The organism is Flavobacterium sp. N1736, from assembly GCF_025947065.1.
Taxonomy (GTDB): Bacteria; Bacteroidota; Bacteroidia; order Flavobacteriales; family Flavobacteriaceae; genus Flavobacterium.
Genome location: NZ_CP109994.1, coordinates 1,773,645 through 1,797,415, shown reverse-complemented (window position 1 = coordinate 1,797,415; position 23,771 = coordinate 1,773,645). Strand labels below are relative to the sequence as shown.

The following is a 23,771-nucleotide window of genomic DNA, read 5'->3' as shown; positions in this document are numbered from 1 at the left end:
GCTAAACCATAAAAAAACAAAGAAATTGCAGTTAAATTATCAAATATCTTCCATTTGTTTGATGATTAATACTAAAAAGTAATCCCATTTGTGCATGAAATTTATACAAGTAAAAACACATTATTTTCTAATTCACGTTTGTACATTTTTATTATGTTCAGCGATTGTATTTGGTCAGGAAAAACCAGCGATACGCAAAATACATTACGCGCCTGAAGAAAATAGTTTTATTCTAAAAAACGGTACACGAAAATTCAACAGAGCACTTTATGGTTCAAATACAGGTTTTAGAGTCGAAACCGGAGATTTACCGGAATTCGCCATGTACATGCCCGGAATGGGAGGAAATTTTAAATTAGGTTTAGCGAACGAAACCGAGAGCAAATGGATTACGGAAGCTTCAAAAATAAGCACAAAATATGTTTCAGGAATAATGAAATATACCATTGAAGATCCGATTTTAGGAAACGGAAAATGGTTTATAGATGTTGTTGCCTTAAAAGAAAAAGAAGGTTTTATTGTAAAAGTTTCCGGTAATAATACATCAAAAAATACCAGTTTAATTTGGGTATTTGGCGGTGCAACAGGCAAAAAGTTTAGTCGTGATGGTGATATTGGTGCAGATCCCGAATCGGTTTTTTATTTACAGCCGCAATATTGTACCAATAATAAATACACTTTAAAAAACGACTCTTTTTTATTAGAATACGGTTCAGAAAGCAACAAAGAAAAAACCGGAAATAATAAAAATGTATCAGGCTTTTTTCCTGAGTCCAAAACAAATATAGCCAATGCCAATAATCAAAAAACACCTTTAGAATTATTTAATTCAAATACAGAATCTTTGCCAGTTATTTCGGGAAAAACAAATGCAATCGATGAAAAAGCAAAATATTGGTTGTTTTTAGCAGAAGATTCTAAAGAAAATTACACTCAAAAATCAATAGCAGAACTTTACGAAAAATCCGTTCAGGAAACACAAACTCTGGCAAACAGAGTAAAGGTCGAAACTCCTGATCCATACATAAATACACTGGGTTCTGCGCTTGCAATTGCAGCCGATGGTATTTGGGAAAGCCCCGCTTATCTTCACGGAGCGATTGCCTGGAGAATGTACCTCAATGCGTGGCGAGGTGCTTATACGGCAGATCCGTTAGGATGGCACGACAGGGCAAAAACACATTTTACAAGTTACAGCAAATCGCAGGTTACAACGCCGGAAAGTGGTCCGGTTGTATTTGATGAAGAAAAAAACCTTGCACGTCAAAAAGAAGAAATGGGAACCTCGATGTTTAGCAGCGGTTACATTAGCCGAAGTCCAAATAAAAATACTGTAGCGCATCATTATGATATGAATTTGGTGTTTTTCGACCAGATGTTACGCCATTTTAAATGGACGGGCGATGTTGCTTTTATGAAAGAAATGTGGCCCACAATTCAAAGACATTTGAATTGGGAAAAAAGAAACTTCGATGCAGATAATAACGGACTTTACGATTCCTACGCGTCAATTTGGGCAAGTGATGCTTTGCAATACAGCGGTGGCGGCGTCATACATTCTTCGGCGTATAATTATTATGCCAATAAAACGGTTGCAGATGTGGCAAAAATTATAAACAAAGATGTACAGCCATTTTCTAAAGAAGCCGATAAAATCTTAAAAGCCTCAAACGATCAGCTTTGGCTTTCAAAAAAAGGAATTTTTGCCGAATATAAAGATGCATTAGGAAATAGATTGTTGCACGATGCGCCCGGAATCTGGAGTATTTACCATACGATTGACTCCCAATTATCAAACCCTTTTGAGAGTTATCAAATGCTGAATTATGTAGACAAACAAATTCCGCATATCCCGATTTCGGCAGAAGGACTTGATAAAAAAGATTTGTATGTAATCAGTACAACCAACTGGCAGCCTTATACATGGTCTGTAAATAATGTGGCTCTGGCAGAACAATTGCATACTTCGCTGGCTTTTTGGCAAGGCGGACAATCTGAAAAAGCCTTTAAAATGTGGGAAAGTGTATTGATAGAAAGCATGTATTTAGGCGCTTCACCGGGAGGTTTCGAGCAGCTTTTGTATCAGGATGCGATACGTGGCGAATTGTATCGCGATTTTGCCGATCCAATTGGTATGGCGTCACGAACTTTGGTCGAAGGTCTTTTTGGGATTCAGCCTGATGCTTTGGCAAAAGTTTTAAAAATAGAACCCGGTTTTCCTGCAAAATGGGATAACGCTTCCTTAGAGATTCCGGATATTTCTTTTTCGTTCAAAAGAGAAAATAAAAAAGAGATTTATCATATCGAGAATCGTTTTCCAACCCAAATGAACCTCAATTTGGTTTTAAATGCACCTTTCGAAAACATACAAAGTATTACGATAAATGGTAAAATAGCAAAGTATAGAAATATTTCTCAAAGCATTGGAAATCCAAAAATTAGCATAGAAACAACGTATGATAAAAAATATGATATAGTTGTAAATTGGAGAGGAGGAACTATCGAACAAATGCATGCAAAACCGTTCTATACTTCGGGAGAAAATCTTAATATGCTTATTTTTAAATCTAAGATTATTTCTGTTTATGATCCGCAATCTATTTTAGGCGAGATTTCGAAAGAAGAAAAAATGCTTCATTCAACAGTAAACGGAGAAGGAAATAAAGTGTTTTTTGTAAAATTAAAACAAGGAGAATTTTTTTGGTGGGAACCTGTAGAAGTTAATTTCAAACCGAAAATTGAAACCAAAATAAAGTCTTCCAAAAATAATAATGTAGAAATTTCTATTAAAAATAATACGGTAAACAGAATCGATGGCACTTTAATTTCAGGCTCAGAAAAAGGAAATCAGCAAAATCTAAATCTGGATATAAATGAAGAAAAAACGATTCAGATTCCGTTTCATGATTTAGTTCCCGGAACAAATAAACTGACTTTTAAAACAGATTCAAAATCAGAATTAATAACAATTACAGATTGGGATATTCCATTAAATGGTAAAAATAAACTGGAAACAATTTCGCTTTCGTCGGTTTTTAATTCAAAAGTAACCGATATTTTTAATACCGAATATTTGTCACCAAGACCTAAAACCACGACGTTACAACTCCCAAAACAAGGAATTGGAAATTGGTGTTATCCAAATGTTTCGGTTAATATCGATGACAAAGGATTACGCGAAAAAGCCAAAACAAACAACCACTTTACAACGCCGGAAGGAATTGAGTTTGCAACACCTTCAGATGAAAATCAGAAAAATATCATCTTCACATCAATGTGGGATAATTTTCCGCAAAGTATAGATATTCCGCTTAACGGGAAAGCTTCTCACGCTTATTTTATGATGGCAGGAACTACAAACCCAATGCAAAGCAGAATCACAAACGGAGAAATTACAGTAAATTATACAGACGGAACTTCGGAAATTCTACTTCTAAAAAACCCCGAAAACTGGTGGCCAATAGAACAGGATTATTTCATCGATGGTTTAGCTTTTACAACCGATGCACCAAAACCACCAAGAGTGTATCTAAAATCGGGAGAGATTTCAAGAGATTTTACAGCTTTTAAAACCATAAAAGGATTCTCAAATTACGGAGTTGATGGCGGCGTTGCGACGATTTTAGATTTGCCTTTGGATAAAAATAAAAATTTAAAGAGTTTGACTTTGAAGACGATTGCAAATGATGTTGTTATTGGTTTGATGAGTGTCACTTTAATGAGATAATGTGTTAATGAGAAAATATGTCAATGAGAAAATATGTCAATTAGAAAATGTGCCAATTAGAAAATTAAATAATGCTTAAAAATGCTCCTTTAGGAGCTAAATGTTGGTAGAAAAAAGTATTTACCCAGCATAATTGTCCCGTAGGGACTACATAAATTAAAATATAACCGCAAAGCAACTGTAAACAGAATACTGTGACTGAATACTAAAACTAAAACCTGAAACTATCAAAACTAACCTTATATTATGAAAAAACATTTATTAATTATACTTCTCTTTTCAATTTCGTTGTCGGCGCAAATAGATCGAAAAGCACTGGTAACAAGACACGACGTGCAAATTTCGGCAATAGATACTTTAGCTTCTTTAACGGTTGGTAACGGCGCTTTTGCCTTTACTGTCGATGCCACGGGATTGCAGACATTTCCTAAAAAGTATCAAAACGGGATTCCGTTAGGAACGCAATCAGAGTGGGGTTGGGACAGTTATAAAAATACAAAAGGCTATAAGTTTTCAGAAACTTTACGCGATTACAAACAGTACGGCAGAGATATATCCTACACCGTTCAAATAAAAGAACCAGCGAGAAAAGTCGAAGCGGTAAACTGGTTTCGTCAGAATCCGCATTTATTGCAGTTGGGAAATTTAGGTTTTGAAATCACCAAAAAAGACGGAAGTGCCGTAAAACCGGAAGACATTAAATCGATTTCTCAAAAACTGAATTTATGGACAGGAGAAATCGAAAGTTATTTTGAAGTAGAAGGAATTCCGGTAACGGTTTTAACGGCTTCTCATCAGGAAAAAGATGCGATTGGCGTAAAAGTAAAATCAGATTTACTGCAGCAAAAACGTTTGAAAATTAGTTTGAGAATTCCATTTCCAACAGGCGATTGGGCAGATATGGGAACAAAATGGGAGGGAAAAGAAGATTACAAAAGTACATTGATCGAAAAGTCAAAAACGGAAGCGGTTGTCACGCATGTAATGGACAGTATTTCATATAATATCAATTTGATGTGGAAAGGAAATGCGCAGATAAAAAAAACAGCAGATCATTATTTTGTAGTTGAAGCCTCAAATACCAATACTTTAGAATTGAGCTGTCTATTTGCTTTAGCAGATAAAAAAATAACCAATTCATTGTTTACAGAAATTGAAAACAGCAGTATAAAAGGCTGGGAACAATTCTGGAAAAGCGGTGCAGCGGTAGATTTTTCGGGAAGTACAGATAAACGTGCGCCTGAATTAGAACGCAGAGTTATTTTGTCTCAATATTTAACCAAAGTGCAATGTACAGGAAAAGTTCCGCCGCAAGAAACAGGATTAACTTATAACAGCTGGTACGGAAAACCGCATCTGGAAATGCATTGGTGGCACGGTGTTCATTTTGCACTTTGGAACAGACCGGAATTATTAGAAAAAAGTCTTCCGTGGTATCAAAAAGTATTTGACAAAGCAAAAAACATAGCCAAAAGACAAGGTTTTGAAGGTGCGAGATGGCAAAAAATGACAGATCCGGATGGTAATGAAAGTCCGTCATCGGTAGGTTCATTTTTAATTTGGCAGCAGCCGCATTTTATTACGTACGCAGAATTAATGTATCGCGCAAATCCAACAAATAAAACCTTGAATTTATACAGCGAACGTGTTTTTGAAACAGCAAATTTTATGGCTTCGTTTGCCAATTATGATGCAAAAAACGATCGCTATGTTTTAGGTCCGGGCGTGATTCCGGCACAAGAACGCTTTAAAGCGATGGAAACTTTTAACCCAACGTATGAATTAGCTTATTGGAACTGGGCTTTGAAAATCGCCATTAGCTGGAAGAAAAAACTCAACCAAAAAGTACCTGAAAAATGGGAAACAGTTTTAGCAAAATTATCTCCGCTGCCGGTTGCAGATCAGGTTTATCTGGCTACAGAAAGTGCAACGGATTCATACACAAATCCAGAGTTTAAAACAGATCATCCGTCTGTTTTAGGAACTTTCGGGATGCTTCCTGAAACGTCTCTTTTGGATAAAAAAATCATGAAAAACACTTTTGATCTGGTTTGGAAAACATGGTTCTGGGATAAAACCTGGGGTTGGGATTTCCCAATGACGGCAATGTCTGCAGCTCGTTTGCAAATGCCGGAAAAAGCAATTGATGCCTTATTTATGAATGTAACCACAAATACATATTTAAAAAACGGACATAATTATCAGGCAGAAAGACTAACATTATATCTTCCCGGAAACGGTGGATTGTTAACCGCCGTTGCCATGATGTGCGCCGGTTGGGACGGATCGACAGAAGAAAATCCGGGTTTCCCAAAAGACGGAACATGGAAAGTGAAAAGTGAAGGGTTTGCGAAGATGTTTTAGTTTTTAAGGTTTTGAATTTTAGGTTTTTACCAAGTATAGTTTGTCATCCTGACGGAGGAAGGATCTCCGTAAGTAACTCGACACGGAGATCCTTCCTCCGTCAGGATGACAAGATTGCGAATAAAAAATATAAATTATGAAAAATACAATTCTACTCATACTATTATTTTTCTCTTATTCCATATTTGCACAACGACAAATGGAAAACCTTGATCGCGGTATTATCGCAGTAAAAAACAACAATCAGTTTTTTATTGGATGGCGTGTTTTAGGAACAGACGCTGAAGATTTAGCTTTTAATTTATACCGAAAAAGCGGTACAAAAAGCGCCGTTAAATTAAATGAAAAACCCATTTTGGGTGCTACAAATTTTGTAGATACAAAAGCAAATGCCAAAGAAGAAAATACATGGTTTGTAAAAACAGTGTTCAAAGGAAAAGAAACCGATTCAAAAGGAAGCTTTACAATTTCTGCTGAAAGTCCGGATAAAGATTATATGGCGATTGTATTAAAACCTGTTGACGGATATATTCCGAATGATCTTTCAGTGGGTGATTTAGATGGTGACGGAAAATACGATTTGATTGTGCACATGACAGGAAAAGCGCATGATAATTCGCATACCGGAATTACGGATCCGCCTATATTTCAGGCGTATACTTTGGAAGGAAAATTTTTATGGCAAATTAATTTAGGCAAAAACATTCGCGAAGGCGCACATTATACGCAGTTTTTGGTGTATGATTTAGATGGCGACGGAATTTCTGAATTTGTCTGTAAAACGGCTGACGGCACAACAGACAGTCAGAATAATGTAGTAGGCGACGCCACAAAAGACTGGGTTGATCGTGACCCAAATTCTCCTGTTTTAGGAAAAATTTTAAAAGGTCCAGAATATCTTTCGGTTTTTAACGGAAGAAACGGAAAACTCATTACAACTGTAGATTATATTGCAGAACGCGGTGATCTTGCAGCTTGGGGCGGCAGAGGCGGCAGCGGAGGAAATGATACAAAAGGAAACAGAATTGATCGTTTTACGGCTTGTGTTGCGTATTTAGACGGCGTTCATCCAAGTGTTGTAATGTGTCGCGGTTATTATGGAAGAACGGTTTTGGCAGCCTGGGATTTTAAAAATAATAAACTGACTTCGAGATGGGTTTTTGACAGCAAAGATGCCGAAAATCCGTATTCAGGAATGGGAAATCATAATCTCACGGTTGCAGATGTTGATAATGACGGAAAAGACGAAATTATCTACGGTTCAATGTGTGTAGATGATAACGGTAAAGGATTATATACAACGGGTTTTAGACACGGAGACGCCATTCACGTTTCAGATCTTGATCCTGATATTCCGGGTCTGGAAGTTTTTGGAATTCATGAAATCGAAAACGGAACTACAGGTCCGGGCGTAACTTTATTTGCTGCGGCAGATGGTAAAGTTTTATTTACCGATTCGCCTAACGAAGATGTAGGCCGTGGTGTGGCAGATAATATTGACCCAACCAGAAAAGGCGCACAATGCTGGTGGTCTGGTTCGCCGGATTTGCACGACATAAAAGGCAAGGCGATTGGAAAAGCACCAACATCAAATAACTTTTTAATTTATTGGGATGGTGATACTTCGAGAGAACTTCTCAATGCGAATTATATCGATAAGTATAATGTTGGACGATTATTTACTGCAGCGGGCGCAACTTCAAATAACGGTACAAAATCAACACCGGCGCTTTCTGCAGATATTCTGGGCGATTGGCGTGAAGAATTGATTCTTCGATCAGAAGATAATAAAGAATTGAGAATTTATTCGACCACAATTCCAACAGAAGTAAGGCAATATACATTAATGCACGATCCGCAATACCGGTTAAGTGTTGCCTGGCAAAATGTAGGGTATAATCAACCGCCGCACACGAGTTTTTATATGGGAAAAGACATGAAACCCGCGCCAAAACCTAATATTGTTTTAGTGCCGGTAAAGAAATAAAGAAAGAGTCTGATCTTAAAAATCAGGCTCTTTTTTTTAAAATAATAAAATCCGTTTTAATCTGCGTTTTCACGGAGTGAATCTGCGTTATCCGTGTTTGATTTGCAATCTGCATCATAAAACCAGTTTTCGATGTAATTTTTTACGAATTAAATATCTGTATAAAATTGTGTAATACTATTTTTATTTCATAATTATTTATTGATAAAAATATTATATGTATAAAAAAAATATTGATTTTGTTTTATATTCATAATTACTGGCTGAGTGATTTGTTTACTATTGAAAATCAATTAGTTGAAGGTTTTATTGGTTAAAAAAAACTTAATTGTTTATTGTAATATACTGAAAATTAGCAGGATACTACAGGATGGTAAGAAATTTACTTCTGGATAAATTTGAGTTGCTAACTATTAATTAACCAAATTAACTTTTTATGAAAAACAAAGTGAGTATTCTGCTTGCTTTAGCCATGATCGCACTCCTTCATGCGTCTGGTTATGCACAGAACAAAGTAGTAAAAGGGACAATTACAGACGGAACCGGATTGCCAGTTCCCGGCGTTAATGTCCTCATTAAAGGAACCCAAAACGGCGTAAGTACGGATATGGATGGAAGTTATTCTATTAGTGTTTCCACAGGCACTGTTCTTGTTTACAGTTTTATCGGTTTTAAAAAACAGGAAATCACGGTTACAAATTCAAACGTTTACGATGTTGTGTTAAAAGAAGACGATAATTCTCTCGAAGAGGTAGTCGTTGTAGGTTACGGTGTAAAAAAGAAAAAAGACCTTACGGGCTCGATTGTAAGCGTAGGTGCAGATGAAATTGCATCAAGGCCAGTTGTAAATGCCGTGCAGGCGATGCAGGGTAAAGCTGCCGGTGTAGACGTTACAACAAATGAACGCCCCGGAACGGTGGGAACAGTTACCATTCGTGGTGCGCGTTCTATTTCGGCATCCAATGCACCGCTTTATGTGGTAGACGGGATTCCGTTAAACTCAAGATTGATTACCGATGCCACAACAGGAAAAATTAGTGTCGATGCGAATTCTGGCGGAATCGATTTTTTGAATCCTACAGATATTGAAACTATTGATGTTTTAAAAGATGCATCGGCAACAGCAATTTATGGTTCCAGAGGTGCAAACGGAGTTATTATCGTTACTACAAAAAAGGGTAAAAACGGAAGATTCACTTTAAATTATGATACTTCGATCATGTTTGAAACCATACACGAAAACGCGCCAATGATGAATTCTGCCGAGTATATCGAATTTCGTCGTTGGGGAAGATATTATTCCAATCCAAGTGCTTTTCCAAAAGGAGATGCACCAACAATCGAAAATGACCGCTTAATTTTTCTGGCTTCTGCCGATCCTGCCGCGTGGGCAAATATTGAAAAAGGATGGAAAGATGCAAGCGGAAATTTAACCACAACCTGGGATGGCTCGAAAGTAGCCACCACAGACTGGACAAAATTTGTAACCAGAACCGGAATTACGCAACAGCATACTATTGGCGTAAGCGGTGGTACAGAAAAAATGAAAGCCTATGGTTCTTTTGGATATTTAAACAACACTGGAACATTAAAAGGTCAGGGTTATATTCGCTACAGCGGTACTGCAAGTGTTGATATTACCCCAACAAAATGGTTCCAGATGGGAGTAAGCCTTAACACAAGTTATGGTATAAATGAATACGGACAATCTACTGTGGGTAGAACTGCCGTTACAACGACTACGGGAATTTACGCCACGGCGCGTACCAATCTTCCTTATGCGGTTCCGTATGATGCTAACGGAGTTCGAATTGATAGTCCGGGAGGAGATTCTACAATCAGAACTCCGGTTGATGAAGATAAATTATCACAAGATCAGCGTGTTACATTGCGTGCTTTTGGTAGTTTATATGCGCAATTGGATTTTGGTGCTTTTAATCCTAAACTGAATGGTTTAAAATACCGAATTAATTTTGGTCCCGATATTACTTCGTACCGTGATGGTGTTTTTTTAGATGGAAAATCAGCCGTTCGTTCCGGAACAAGCTTTGCTTCTTTATACAATGAAAAATCAATTTCGTACACATTAGATAATCTGATATTTTATAATAAAACAGTTGGCAATCATAATTTTGGCGCCACCTTATTAATGAGCCAGACAGAATATCACAATGAGCAAAGTTCAATGTCTGCCAATGATATAAAAAATCCGGCCAATAAATGGAATGCATTAAATCCTGCCAACGTTACGCTTGCCGGATATTCTTCGGGCTTGACAGATACAGGTTTATTATCGTATATGGGAAGGGTAAATTACGGTTATGCCGATAAATATTTGCTTACCGCATCTGGTCGTTTTGACGGAGCTTCGCAATTAGCGCCAGACAACAGATGGGCATTTTTCCCGAGTGCTTCTGTTGCGTGGGTAATCAACAAAGAAAAATTTCTGGAAAACGTAACCTGGATCAATCAGTTAAAGATGAGAGTTGGTTACGGAGTTACCGGAAACGCAGCAGTTCCCGCTTATGCCACTCAGCCGCCATTAATTGGCGTTGTTTATCCAAACGGATCCGGTGTAACAAACAATACATCTTTAGGAAATATACAATTGGGCTGGGAGCAAACATCGCAGTTTAATTATGGTATCGATTTTTCTTTTTTCAATAGCAGAGTTTCAGGTGCTTTGGATTATTATACCAGTAATACGACTGATTTGTTGTTAAAAAGCAGCGTTCCAACCGTTCTTGGTGTACGAGATACCTACCAAAACGTGGGTGAAACAGAAGGAAACGGAGTCGAACTTACTTTAAATACAATAAATGTAGCCCTGAAAGATTTTGAGTGGAGTTCTAATTTTAGCGCATCATATCAACAAAGTAAAATTGTAGCGCTTCAAAATGGAAAATTTGATGATATTAACAACAACTTATTTATTGGTGAATCGCAAAATGTAATTTATGGTTTTGAATCAAACGGAATCTGGAAACCGGAAGATGCTGCAGAAATGGCAAAATTTAATGCGGCTGCAGGTTCAAATATTTTTTCGTTTGGTAACGCAAGACCCGTAGATCAAAATGGAGATTATAAAATAGATGCCAATAACGACCGTGTAATTATTGGTTCAAAAGATCCAAAATATATAGTGGGTTTAACCAATACTTTTGTTTACAAAAATGTAGAATTATCCTTTTTTGTTTATGGTCGAATGGGTTATTTATATGATACTTTAGGAGAAAACGAAGGCGCAAAAGGAAGCCAGCGTTCTATAAATTATTATACTGATAATAATACAAATGCCGAATATCAGAAACCAATTTATTCTGCCGGAACAGGAGATTCTTATTTTCCTATTTTAGGGTATAGAAATGGGGCATTTATAAAAATGCGAAACATTTCATTAGGCTATCATTTTGATAAAGATTTAATACAAAAACTGGGAATTTCTAAAATGAAATTATACTGTCAGGCAACCAATCCGGGTATGATTTTCACCAAAGTAAAATGGACAGATTTAGATACGCAGACAACAGCTTCAAACCGAGGCGTGACTTTAGGTTTAAATGTAGAATTCTAAATTAAACTAAAAAAAATCATTATGAAAAATTATAAAAAACAATATATCAGCCTGATGTTTTTTACTTTATTTATTTTAAGTACTACATCATGCAACAAAGATTTTCTTGACGAAGAATTGACCACAGCGTACAGTCAGGAATATTATAAAACCGAAGCAGGAATTCAGGCTTTGGCCATTGGAACCTATTATCAGGTATTTGCTGCAGAATTTCAAGGTGAAGTTCCGCTTACGGCAACAGAATCAGGTACAGATGAATTTCATGCAGGCGGAGATCCTTCAAACTGGATTTGGAATTCGTATTCTTCAGGTTTTAGAGCTTTTGTAACCGTTTCGAATGCCAATACGGTTGCCGCAAATACAAACTGGGATAATTTATATATCGGAATCGGAAATGCCAATCAATTGATAGAATCATCAATAGCAATTCCATCAACAAACGATGCCATTAAGAAAATAGCTTTAGGCGAAGGATATTTTTTGAGAGCTTTTAATTATTTAAAATTAGTAAATCAATATGGAGGCGTACCTTTAAAATTAACCACCAGTTCTACAGTCGAATTAGAATTTAGCAGAGCAACGCCAAAAGAAGTTCTCGATCAGGTAATTGCTGATTTTACGCAAGCCTATAATTTATTGAGCAATGCGGGCGCTCCGGCTAAAATTACAAAAGATGCAGCAGCACATTATTTGGCAAAAGCCTATTTAACACGTGCCAGCGAAATAAACGATAGCTGGAACGCAGCAACAAAAGTGGCAGATTTGCAACAAGTTGTAACCTTGTCTGATGAAGTAATTGCGCATCATCCGTTAGCGGCAAATTTTGTTGAATTATGGAATTATACGACTGCAGATGGTGCAAACGAAAAACTTCCGGAGTTGATTTTGTCAGCACAGTTTAACGCAAGTCCCTTAACAACAGGAGGAAACCAGCAGCATTTGTATTTCCTTTCTACGTATGATCAATTGCCGCAAATGAGACGTAATCTTGCCGGAGGAAGACCATTTAGCCGTTTGGCACCAACTTATTTTGTGTATGATGTATTTGATCATGTAAATGATTCTCGTTTTTGGAAAAGCTTCCAGACAAAAAGTATCATCAACAACAAATCGGGAAATTATTATAACAATGGCGATTTAGGAATCATGTATATCGTTAATAGTACAACCGATACCCGTTTTGCCAAAACTAAAAATGCAGATGCGATTATTGACTCAAAAACCGGAAAAACAATTCCAAGTGTTTATGTAGCGCATGCGGCTGATAATATTGGTTTAATGGCCGATGTGAGATTTCCGTCTTTAAGCAAATATATGGACGGAAACAGAATAGATTTGAGTAATATAAAAGGATCGCGTGATATTATTTTAGCACGTTCTGCAGAAACTTATTTGCAGGCAGCAGAAGCAAAAGTAAAATTAGCACAACTTGGTTCAGCCACATTTTCTGATGCGTTACCGTATATCAACGCCGTTCGTACACGCGCCGCCTATAAAACCGGAGAAAATCGTGCTGCTTATACAGATGGTTCTGCCGCATATACAGCAACAGGTCAGGCCGGAATTCCAATTTCTTTTGTTCCTGAAAATTCCTATTATGAATCGAATAATATTGCAGTTACAACCACCGCTACAAGTTTGGCGATTACAAGTATTGGTGCTTTACCGGCCGAAGATCAGGCTGTAATTTCAAAGCTTGGATATGCAAGCGATTACGACCGAATGCTGTGTTTGATACTTAACGAAAGAACCAGAGAACTTTGTGGAGAATTTCATCGTTGGGAAGATCTAAGCAGAACCAAAACTTTAGTAGCCAGAGCAAAAGCGTATAATATAGAAGCCAATCCAAATATTATGGATTATCATAATGTACGTCCAATTCCGCAAACATTCCTTGACGGCGTTTATTCAAACGGGAAACCATTAACAGCTGCTGAAAAAGACGCCATGCAAAATCCGAATTATTAAGATTAATATAGATTACAAACACGAATTTCAGGAATTGTCACCAATCTAAGAGTTTAACTTTTTGTGAAATTAATTTCAAGAAAGAGAATTAGTGGTAATTAGTGAAATTCGTGTTGCTTTTTAATCTGTAAATAACTTCCTAAAACACATTTAGCATGCAAAGCAATACAACAATTCGGAATGCTTTTAAAATGAAATTAAAAAGTGGTTTTGAAGCAGAATATAAAAAACGGCACGATGAAATTTGGCCAGAATTAGCGTCATTACTTTCAGAAACCGGAATTCAGGATTACAGCATTTTTTTTGATGAAGAAACCCTGACGCTTTTTGCAGTTCAAAAAATCAGTGCAGACTTTGATCAAAGCTATTTGCCAAATCATCCCATTGTAAAAACCTGGTGGAAATATATGGCAGATATTATGGAAACAAATCCTGATAATTCGCCAGTTGCCATTTCATTAAAAGAAGTTTTTCATTTAGATTAAATGCACGTAATCTGTGGAAAAAATATTTCAACACATAGAAACATAGATTTAAATTTCTTTAAATAAAAAGTCATTTAAAGAAAATCAAGATTTTCAACACATAGCTTACCTACTAACTATGTTTGTTTAAACAAGTGAAACGCCTTTTTTGAGATTACAAAATCTATGTTTCTATGTGTTAAAATTAATTTAATTAATTCTCACTTTAAAAGATATTAACCATGAGCTATACATCAGCCAAAATAATAACATTATTCGCATTCGGAATATCTACTTCTATACATGCACAAACAACCGATGCAACGGCGCCATTACATTTATCAAAGCCCGATTATGTCACTCCGTATACTATTCCTGAAAAAAATAATATCGAAAATGTATTGAACAGAGTGTATACTTTTCTCGAAGAAAATACAGCTTCAAAAGTTATAAATCTTAGTGATAATTCAGAAGTACAAGATTTTAAGAAAACAAAAGGGAAAATCAAATTTTCTCCCGGAGCTTTTCGGTTAACAAGCTACGAATGGGGCGTAACGTATGCCGGAATGCTTTTAGCAACCGAAGCAACCGGAAATAAACAATATGCAGATTACACCAATAAACGCCTAAAACTGATTGCTGAAATTGCGGGGAATTATAAACCCGAAAACCTAAAAGATTCTCCCGTACATACAGTTCTTAATCCGCATGCTTTAGACGATGCAGGCGCCTTGTGTGCCGCATTTATAAAAGCCAAAAAAGCAGGAATTAATACCAATGTCGATCCTGTAATCAATAATTTTATCAAATACATAAGTGAAAAGGAATTCCGCCTAAAAGATGGAACGCTCGCCAGAAACCGACCTCAGAATAATACGCTTTGGCTCGACGATATGTTTATGAGCGTGCCCGCGCTTGCGCAAATGGGAAGTTACACAGGTGACGTAAAATATTTTGACGATGCCGTAAAACAAGTAAATCAGTTTTCTCAAAGAATGTTTAATGAGCAAAAGGGAATTTATATGCACGGCTGGGTTGAGTCAATGCAGGTTCATCCCGAGTTTCATTGGGCAAGAGCCAATGGCTGGGCGGTCATGACAATGGTCGAATTATTAGAAGTTTTGCCAAAAAATCATCCCGGATATCAACAGGTTTTGGCACAACTGCAAAAACACATCGCCGGATTATTGCAATATCAGGACGGAACCGGTTTTTGGCATCAGTTATTGGATAGAAATGATACATATTTAGAAACTTCGGCGACAGCCATTTATACCTACGCCATTGCCAGAGCCATTAATCGCGGTTATGTTGATAAACTGGCGTATACGCCCGCAGTTGTTTTAGCGTGGAATGCAGTTGCGTCAAAAGTAAATGCAAAAGGTCAGGTCGAAGGAACCTGCGTAGGAACAGGAATGGGTTTTGATCCCGCATTTTATTATTATCGCCCCGTAAATTTATATGCCGCACACGGTTACGGTCCCGTTTTATTAGCCGGCGCCGAAATGATTTTGCTTTTAAAAAATACGCAGTTTGAGATTAATGATAGTTCTATTCAGGTGAAGGGTTTTTAGTTTTCAGTTTTTTTGTTTCAGGTTTCAGTTTACAGTCTCGGTTTTCAGTCTCGGTTTTCAGTCTCGGTTTACGGTCTCAGGTTTAAACTTTTGTTTATAAACTAAAGTTTACACTCAAAGTATTGTCATTTCGACCGGAGGGAGAAATCACACACGTAAATCGACAAACATAGGCGATTTTGATAGCAGAGTTTCTAGTGTGATTTCTCCCTCCGGTCGAAATGACAAAAAAACTGCAATTGAAAACTGAGACTGAGACCGAGACTGTAAACTGAGACTGTAAACTGAGACTGTAAACTGAGACTGAAAACTCCTCTAATTCCTAAAATCAAACCACAAATTCATTTTAATCCCATCATCACCGCTTTTAATACGAATATTGGTTGGCTGACTTTGCGGACCTTGCTGTTCTAAAGGTTTAAAATCACGCATTGCCGGAATTTCATACATAAACGAAATATCACCTTCCGGAAATGGCGGCTGCGGATTACTTCCCGGGAAACCATTTTTAGGCAAATCGGGCGTAAATAATCTCAGAAATAAATTATCAGATTCACTGAAAAATTTAAACGATGAGGTTCCGGCTTTTAAATTGGCTGCCAATACATTAGCGTGATATCCTTTAAATTCAGGATAAATCAGATTTTCGAAACTTTCTCCGGTTATGGTATTGTTATATGCTTTCTCCCAAATACCGTAAGTCGTTCCTTTAATTCGGTTTTTCCAAACATGATACGGACCTCTTCCAAACCATTTAATGCCCGTAACTTCTTTTTCAGGAAAACTAAACGTGATGCCGAAAGCGCTGATTTTATCTTCAAAAAAAGCACCGTCAAAACCTTCTCCACCAGAAGCATTTTTCAGCGCAACTAATTCCATTTTAAACCTTCCGTCAGATTCCATAATCCATTTTATCGAAGATAAACCGCCTGTATAATTTACGATACAAACTGCTTTATCGCCTTCCTGAGAAACTTGCAAATCTTTTAATTTTGCTTTCATGCCAATTGGTCGCGGGCCATTTGTCAACGGAATAGTGGAAGTTTTATTTTTTACAGAAGAAATTTCCCCGCTCAAAGCATCTAAAGTTACCGTGATATTATTTCCTTTTAAAATAATTTCATTGCCTGATTTTTCTGCGGAAGCTTTTGCTTTTATATTTTGAATGGCTAAAAACTTGTCAGCGTAATATTTTGCTTTGTGAATAGGCCACGTCCACGTATAAATTTCTTTATTAAACTGATCAAAAGCAGAAATGGACAAAACATCACCATCAGTAAAATTATTAGGTACAGCAAATTGAATTTTACGTGTTTCGCCCGGTTCAATACTCGGAATCTCAATTTTTCCCGAACTAATTGCTGTTGAAGTTTCATTCGTATACAAAACATTATTATCTGATTTTAGAACCTTAAATTCCATATTGCAGGAATTCAAATTACTAAAAAGATAATCATTTGAAATTAAAAACGAACCGTCAAAAGTTTCCGTAACCTGTTTTGGCAGAAACTGAATGGGCGCCCATATTTCTTTAACCGTATAATAACTTCCTTCTCTTTCGCGATGAGGTCCAAGAATTCCATCGGCGGCAAGCGAACCTTTCGAATCAAATTTTGTATCGCCCGACCAGTCAGAACGTTTTACGGCCTCGTCTAACATTGCCCACATAAATCCTCCGGCAAAAAGCGGACTTTCTTTATACCGATTCCAGAAATCTTCAAGAGCCGCTCCGTGTCCGTTATCGTAAGTTCCGTGCATAAATTCCGTCGGAAAAAAGACATTTTCACCCGCATTAAAACGATGCATTCCCGTTAAATAAGTAGGATAATGATGCGTGTCCCAACCATTAAAATCAGCCCACGGATGAATCACAATTCTTTTTTGCGGATCATTTTCGGTAAAAACGTTGTCAACATCATAATTCCAGCCGCCTTCATTGCCATTATCCCAAATAATAACCGACGGATGATTAACATCGCGTGTGATCATTTCAGTCGCTAATTTTGTTCCCGTTTCCGTATCATACGAGTTTTGCCAGCCCGCTAATTCATCCAAAACAAAAAGACCCAGCGAATCGCAAACATCTAAAAAATGATCGTCAGGTGGATAATGCCCGCGAACCGCATTCATATTCATGTCTTTAAGTAATTTTACGTCCAGTTCGCTGATTCGCTTGCTCGTACTCCTTCCGCCTTCAGGCCAAAACGAATGACGGTTAATACCTTTCATGATAATTTTAGTGCCATTTACATAAATTCCATCCTGTTTTTTAAACTCTAAAGTTCTAAAACCAATGCGTTTATTGTATTGATGGAGAATGATTCCGTTTTGTTTTAAAACAAGCTGTAAATCATACAAATTAGGATTTTCAGGATTCCACGGTTTAATATTTTTCCATTTTGCAGCTATAGATTCCCGAGTGCTTTTCGCTTTAAGCGGAAATGTAAAAGTCTCGAAATTTTCACCATTTAATCCTTTCAATGTAACTTCTAAAATAGTGTTTTTAGGAATGTTTTTCAAATTCAGATCAACTGCAACAGAACCGTCCATTTTCGGATTTACTGCAATATGTTCAATATGGGTTTTCGGAGAAACTTCCAGCCAAACAGGGCGATAAATTCCGCCAAAAAGCCACCAATCTGCCCGACGTTCTGCCGCATTAACTGATTTATTGGCAGATTGTTTCCAGACATGAACTTCTAAAATATTCTTAGAACCAAATTTTAATAAAGACGAAATATCATATTTAAATTCATAAAATCCGCCCTGATGAATCGCTCCCGCCAGTTTTCCGTTAACTTTTACTTCCGTATCCGTCATTGCTCCGCCAAACGCGATTAAAACATCTTTGTCTTTATAATTTGCCGGAATTTCAAATTCATATTTGTATAAACCTTCCTCTTTGCTTGGTTCTTTTTGGTTCAGTTCTTTGTACCAGCGACCGTAGGTATATTCGCCAAAACCTTCTAATTCCCATTGCGATGGCACATTTATTTTAGACCATTTTTGGCTGTTATTTCCACCCGTACAATAAAAATCCCATTGCACAGGATGCTCAAAATCTTTTCCCGAAAGATAAATTTTATCGGTTTGCTGTGCCGTTATATTTTGAGTTGACAAAATCAAAAACGCAGCAATAACAGTAGTTTGAAATGTGTTTTTTAGCAGCATAATAGTCAGATTATTGGATGATTAATTACCATCTGGTTTGGCAATCTCAAAACGATTACTCATAGGAAGAGTCCAGTTTGAAATGTAATTTGGTTTTTTTGGATTGTAATTTGGTGTTTCTTTTGTGATGTATTTTTTTAACGGAATATCAAGTTCCCGAATTCCTTTAAGTACACAAAGTGCAATTTCGTTGGCGCCAAAACTATTAAAATGAGTATTGTCGTCTAAAGCCTTTTCCTGTCCCGGAAAAGTGTTTGCAGGATATTGTACAAAAGCTTTTCGTGAAACTTCGTCGCCCCAGGTTTCATAAAGTTCAGTTGTTATTTTTGTGATATCAATTAGTGCTACATTATTTTTTTGAGCCACAGCACGCATCGCAGCAGGAAAATCACCGTGTGTTTCTTTTAAAGTTCCGTTTTCATTAAAAAACCTGCGTTGTGTTGGCGTAACCAAAACTGGAATCGCACCTTTTTCTTTTGCCGAAAGAACAAATTCAGTCAATAAATCAGAATAAGATTCCCACGCGCTATTTCCTGCGCCTTTTATTTTTTCATCATTATGACCAAATTCTACAAACAGATAATCGCCTTTTTTTATTTGCAACAAAATCTTTTTCAATCGGTTTGAATTTTTAAAAGAACTTAATGAAGAACCGGAATATGCATAATTGGCGACAACAATATCGTTGTCAAAATAATTCGTAATAAACTGTCCCCAAGAAGCCCAGGGCTCAACATCCTGATCTGTAACCGTAGAATCTCCGGCTAAATAAACAACCGTTACGTTTTCTTTTAAAGTGATTTTTATGCTTTGCACGGCAACTTCACCCAAAAATTCAAGCGTCAGTTTATCGTCCCAATCAAAAATGTCTTTTTCGCGGTCTTTTAAGGTTATGTTTTGATTGTCGTTTATTTTGGGAGTTCTGATATTTACGTTGAAAATCTTTGTAACCAATTTTCCTTTTTTGACAGCAAGCTGATCCAGCATTAATCTTCGGGATTCTGCTTTTATGGTAACGTTCGATTCTTTTTGAGAATTTCCCATAACAATTTCAACCTGATAATTTCCTTCAGGAAGTGCCACAGAAAAGTAAGTTGGTTTTGTTGTTGAAAAGGAATTAGAATTGATTTTTACATTCGAAGCCGTATTAAAATCAAAACCGTATCCCAAATTCGAATCATAAACTAAATTAGTATTAATTACGGTTGCTTTTGAGTTTTTTGGAGTAATTCCAAAATCAAACCATATCGACTTTTTGTTTTTAATACTATCATTAATTGGCAAACCAAAGGCAAATCCCGAAATAAAAAAACAAAGAAATAAGGTTCTGATTTTTGCCACTTTTGTAAGATTATGATGAATTTGTTATTCAAATCTAATTTTTAAGTTTTAAAATAGTATCCTGTACTATGATGTTAAAATCAGAATATGATAATTATGAATTTTATTAATATGTGACATTATATTTAAAATAATACTATATTTTTTCGTAATTATAAAAGGATAGTGCAGGATAGTTTTCTTTTAAGGATTTTCTTATTTTACTAAATCAATTTAGTTTTGATTTTATTGAAGATTTTGAATAAATCGATGCAAAAAACAGAAAATTGTTTAATTGTAATTTAAAAACAGTTCATTATGAAAAAGATACTATTTGGTTTTATGGTTTTACTTTCGCTGGTTTTTTTATCTTTTAAGAAAGATCAATCTTGTGTAACGTTAACAGCAGTTGTTGTAAAAACTCCTTTTGAAATGCCTGCAATCAAAATTCCGGATTTTAGTAATTGCAAGGAATATTCGATTGTAGATTTTGGTGCTATAAAAGGAAATAAGGACAAAATATCTAATGCGATAAATAAAGCGATCACAAAAGCGAATAAAGCGGGCGGCGGAATTATCGTGATTCCTGAAGGCGAATGGATTACGAAAAAAATCCATTTTAAGAGCAATATTAACCTTCATTTGAAAAAAGGAGCTGTTTTGCTTTTTTCAGAAGATCCAAATGACTATTTACCCGCCGTAAGTTCAACCTGGGAAGGATATGAATGTTATAATTATTCGCCGTTGATTTATGCATATCAATGTAAAAACATAGCCATTACTGGAGAAGGCGAATTAAAGGCAAAAATGGATATTTGGAAAGTTTGGTTTGCCCGACCAAAAGCCCATATGGAAAGTTTAAAAAGATTGTATTATCTGGCTTCATACAATAAACCGTTGAAAGAGCGACAAATGGCAAATGATTCGGCACATTTTCGACCACAGTTTATTCAGTTTAATCGCTGTGAAAATGTTTTAATGGATGGCGTTACGATCACAAATAGCCCGTTTTGGACGATTCATCCTTTTTTGTCAAAAGATGTTGTGCTGAGAAACCTAAATGTTTATGCACACGGACATAATAATGACGGTGTCGATCCTGAAATGAGTCAAAATGTATTAATTGAAAACTGCGTTTTTGATCAGGGTGACGATGCAATTGCCATTAAATCAGGAAGTAATCAGGATGCGTGGCGATTAAATACACCTTCAAAAAATATTATCATGCGCAATTGCACGGTTAAAAACGGACATCAATTAGTCGCTATAGGAAGCGAACTTTCGGGCGGAATAGAAAATGTATTTATTGATAATTGCACTGTCGTAGATGGCGCAAAACTAAACCATCTTCTTTTCATTAAAACCAATGAACGACGAGGCGGATACGTCATAAATATTTACATGAGTAACATAACATCTGGCAAAATCGACGAGGGAATTCTTGGAATTGAAACGGACGTTATGTATCAATGGCGAAATCTGGTTCCCACAATTGAACGAAAACTGACGCCAATAAAAAACGTTTATCTGAAAAATATAAAAGCAACAAACGTAAAGTTTATCTCAAGGATTCTTGCTCAAAAAGAACTTCCGGTTGAGAATGTTTTTCTTAAAAATATTAGTGCACAGAATGTTTCAGTGCAAAATGATATTCATGAAAATGTGGTCAATTTTGAAAGGAAGGATTGATTGGTTGAAACCTGTTTTACTTTAATTTCCTTATTCTTGGATTTTGACGATTTGAAAAGAATGATAAAATTTCAACTGTATTATCTTTTACCTGATAATATAATGTATTGTGTTTTGCAACAATAACTCTTCGAATTTCTTTTTTAAAATCTGAGGCTTGAAAAAGATTTGGGTTGTGTGAAAGTAAGTTTACAGTTTTTTCAATTTCGCTTGCGAGATTTTGTAATTCTCTTTCTGTCCAGTTTTCTTTGATGTATTCAATAGTATCTTTTAATTCAATTAAAGCAAAATCAGTCCATAAGATTTTATAACCATTTGTCATAAAGTTGTTTTGCTTTTGAATGTGAATTTAATTTTCCTGCTTCTGCATCTTGCAATCCTTTTTCTATTGATTGCTTTTCATTTTCAGAAATTGAATTCCACCAATCTTTATTTTCTTGTTTTTTTAGATCAATGATTTTATTTAGCACGGATAAATCCTCAATAGTTGATAACCATTGAATCAATTCTAACTTTTTACTTTGTATATTTAAATCAGCTTTCATATTCAAATAGAATTACTTTTCAAAAGTACATTTTAATTTCAAAAGTTGTATATAACGTGGTGTTAAACTATAGTTCACATCCTTAAAAAGACTTCTTTTAAATCGAATTCCTGTCAATAAAATTAAACGGCACTTTAACCGAACCTTTTTCTTTATTCAAAATCATTCTGGCGGCCGTTTCACCCATAACATTAAAATCGGTAGACATTACTGTTATGCCTAAAAGCTCTTTTAAAGGCGTGTCATTATAAGAGATTACGCCAATATCTTTTCCTAAAACATATTCTTCATCGCGAATTTGTTTCATTAAATTAACAAGATCAGATTCTTCGATAGTAATAAATAAATCGCCTTTTTTCAAAACCATATCGTCGTAAACCTCACTCAGAATTTCGAAATTTATTTCGTGTTCAACACAAAACTTTTTAAAACCGTGTAAAATTCTGCGTGGATAAGGATAAACCGCTTTTTCAGGATAGATCAGGATCAGTCTTTTGTATTTGGATATTTTGGCAAGTCCTTCTTTTAAAGCATTGTAAATATCGTTTTCAAAATCCTGATAAATTTTAATGATTTCGCCTTCCATATTTAGCTTTATGTTGTCCATAATAACCAATTTTTCCTGCGGAATTCTCTGAATCGCTTTTACAACATCATCGGTAAAACTCAAATGTTTTAATTCATCTGTTTTAAAATGAGTGGTGATTACGTAATAATCATAAACGCCTTCAAATTTGTCCAGTAAATTCAGGAATAAAGTTTCATCACAATGGTAAATATGTAAATCAACGTGAGCATTTGCACCAACAGTATTAATAAACGAGTTGTACGTTTTCATTTTGTACGCACTCAGTTTATTAAACAAAAACAAAATATTTACCTTAGATTCAAGCTTGGTTCGCGTAATATAATAGCCTTTTCCCCGAATAGATGAAATTATTTTTCGCTCTTTTAAAATATTATAAGCCTTCTCAACCGTATCTCTCGACATATAAAATTCTTCACTGAAGCTGTTTATAGAAGGAATTTTTTGATTTATTTTCAGATTTCCGTTGGCAATATTCTGCAGAATCGAGTCTACAATTTGTTTGTATTTCGGAACTCTTGAATCTTCATCTATTTTAATAAGTTTGATCATGGGGCTTGTAATTGCAAATTACGCTTGTTTTAAAAACGCAATTTTAAATTATATTTTTTGTAAAAAGCTTTATTTTAGTTGGTTACCTTTTTTGCTGTTGTTTTCAAGAAAAGGCAGCACTAAATTTAAGGAACTTAATTCTCAATCTGATTCTTTATTTATTAAATAAATGTGTTTTTAATAATTGCGAAATCGATTGCTAAAATAGAAATTTTAAATTTATTTTTTTAATTTAATTCGATACTTCTTT

At 35.8% G+C, this 23,771-nt stretch carries 13 protein-coding genes; 8 read left to right on the top strand and 5 right to left on the bottom strand.

The window, feature by feature from the left end:
• The first annotated feature begins 94 nt into the window (after window positions 1-94).
• The 7 genes from OLM54_RS07590 (at window position 95) to OLM54_RS07560 (ending at window position 15,658) form a co-directional block, all read left to right on the top strand.
• Window positions 95-3,727: a DUF4450 domain-containing protein gene (locus OLM54_RS07590; protein WP_264537989.1), complete on the top strand. Its 3,633-nt coding sequence runs from the start codon at window positions 95-97 to the stop codon at window positions 3,725-3,727.
• Window positions 3,728-3,973: 246 nt separating this feature from the next.
• Window positions 3,974-6,091 carry a hypothetical protein gene (locus OLM54_RS07585; protein WP_264537988.1) on the top strand — a complete coding sequence of 706 codons (2,118 nt, stop codon included), beginning with the start codon at window positions 3,974-3,976 and terminating at the stop codon, window positions 6,089-6,091.
• Window positions 6,092-6,227: 136 nt separating this feature from the next.
• The gene (locus tag OLM54_RS07580) at window positions 6,228-8,078 is read left to right on the top strand and encodes a rhamnogalacturonan lyase (RefSeq protein ID WP_264537987.1); all 1,851 of its coding nucleotides are present in this window, start codon (window positions 6,228-6,230) and stop codon (window positions 8,076-8,078) included.
• Window positions 8,079-8,514: 436 nt separating this feature from the next.
• Window positions 8,515-11,652, top strand: coding sequence for a SusC/RagA family TonB-linked outer membrane protein (locus tag OLM54_RS07575; RefSeq protein WP_264537986.1), 3,138 nt, complete (start codon window positions 8,515-8,517; stop codon window positions 11,650-11,652).
• A gap of 21 nt (window positions 11,653-11,673) precedes the next feature.
• Window positions 11,674-13,620 carry a RagB/SusD family nutrient uptake outer membrane protein gene (locus OLM54_RS07570; RefSeq protein WP_264537985.1) on the top strand — a complete coding sequence of 649 codons (1,947 nt, stop codon included), beginning with the start codon at window positions 11,674-11,676 and terminating at the stop codon, window positions 13,618-13,620.
• A gap of 155 nt (window positions 13,621-13,775) precedes the next feature.
• Window positions 13,776-14,105 carry an L-rhamnose mutarotase gene (gene rhaM, locus OLM54_RS07565; protein ID WP_264537984.1) on the top strand — a complete coding sequence of 110 codons (330 nt, stop codon included), beginning with the start codon at window positions 13,776-13,778 and terminating at the stop codon, window positions 14,103-14,105.
• A 221-nt stretch (window positions 14,106-14,326) separates the two neighbouring features.
• Window positions 14,327-15,658, top strand: coding sequence for a glycoside hydrolase family 105 protein (locus OLM54_RS07560; RefSeq protein WP_264537983.1), 1,332 nt, complete (start codon window positions 14,327-14,329; stop codon window positions 15,656-15,658).
• A 315-nt stretch (window positions 15,659-15,973) separates the two neighbouring features.
• On the opposite strand, the gene OLM54_RS07555 is transcribed toward OLM54_RS07560, so the two are convergent.
• Together OLM54_RS07555 and OLM54_RS07550 are read right to left on the bottom strand one after the other, a co-directional pair.
• A complete protein-coding gene (locus tag OLM54_RS07555) occupies window positions 15,974-18,829 on the bottom strand; it encodes a glycoside hydrolase family 2 protein (protein ID WP_264537982.1) in 2,856 nt (951 codons plus the stop codon).
• A 21-nt stretch (window positions 18,830-18,850) separates the two neighbouring features.
• Window positions 18,851-20,170, bottom strand: coding sequence for a rhamnogalacturonan acetylesterase (locus tag OLM54_RS07550; RefSeq protein WP_264537981.1), 1,320 nt, complete (start codon window positions 20,168-20,170; stop codon window positions 18,851-18,853).
• 297 nt (window positions 20,171-20,467) lie between these two features.
• Between OLM54_RS07550 and OLM54_RS07545 the strand changes: the two genes are divergently transcribed.
• The gene (locus tag OLM54_RS07545; protein WP_264537980.1) at window positions 20,468-21,838 is read left to right on the top strand and encodes a glycoside hydrolase family 28 protein; all 1,371 of its coding nucleotides are present in this window, start codon (window positions 20,468-20,470) and stop codon (window positions 21,836-21,838) included.
• A gap of 16 nt (window positions 21,839-21,854) precedes the next feature.
• Here the strand turns inward: OLM54_RS07545 and OLM54_RS07540 are convergent, their stop codons facing one another.
• The 3 genes from OLM54_RS07540 to OLM54_RS07530 form a co-directional block, all read right to left on the bottom strand.
• On the bottom strand, window positions 21,855-22,160 hold the full coding sequence (locus OLM54_RS07540) for a type II toxin-antitoxin system RelE/ParE family toxin (protein WP_264537979.1): 306 nt from the start codon (window positions 22,158-22,160) through the stop codon (window positions 21,855-21,857).
• The gene (locus OLM54_RS07535; protein ID WP_264537978.1) at window positions 22,144-22,383 is read right to left on the bottom strand and encodes a hypothetical protein; all 240 of its coding nucleotides are present in this window, start codon (window positions 22,381-22,383) and stop codon (window positions 22,144-22,146) included. The genes OLM54_RS07540 and OLM54_RS07535 overlap by 17 nt, the downstream gene beginning before the upstream one ends.
• A gap of 97 nt (window positions 22,384-22,480) precedes the next feature.
• The gene (locus OLM54_RS07530) at window positions 22,481-23,521 is read right to left on the bottom strand and encodes a GntR family transcriptional regulator (protein WP_264537977.1); all 1,041 of its coding nucleotides are present in this window, start codon (window positions 23,519-23,521) and stop codon (window positions 22,481-22,483) included.
• Window positions 23,522-23,771: the final 250 nt, after the last annotated feature.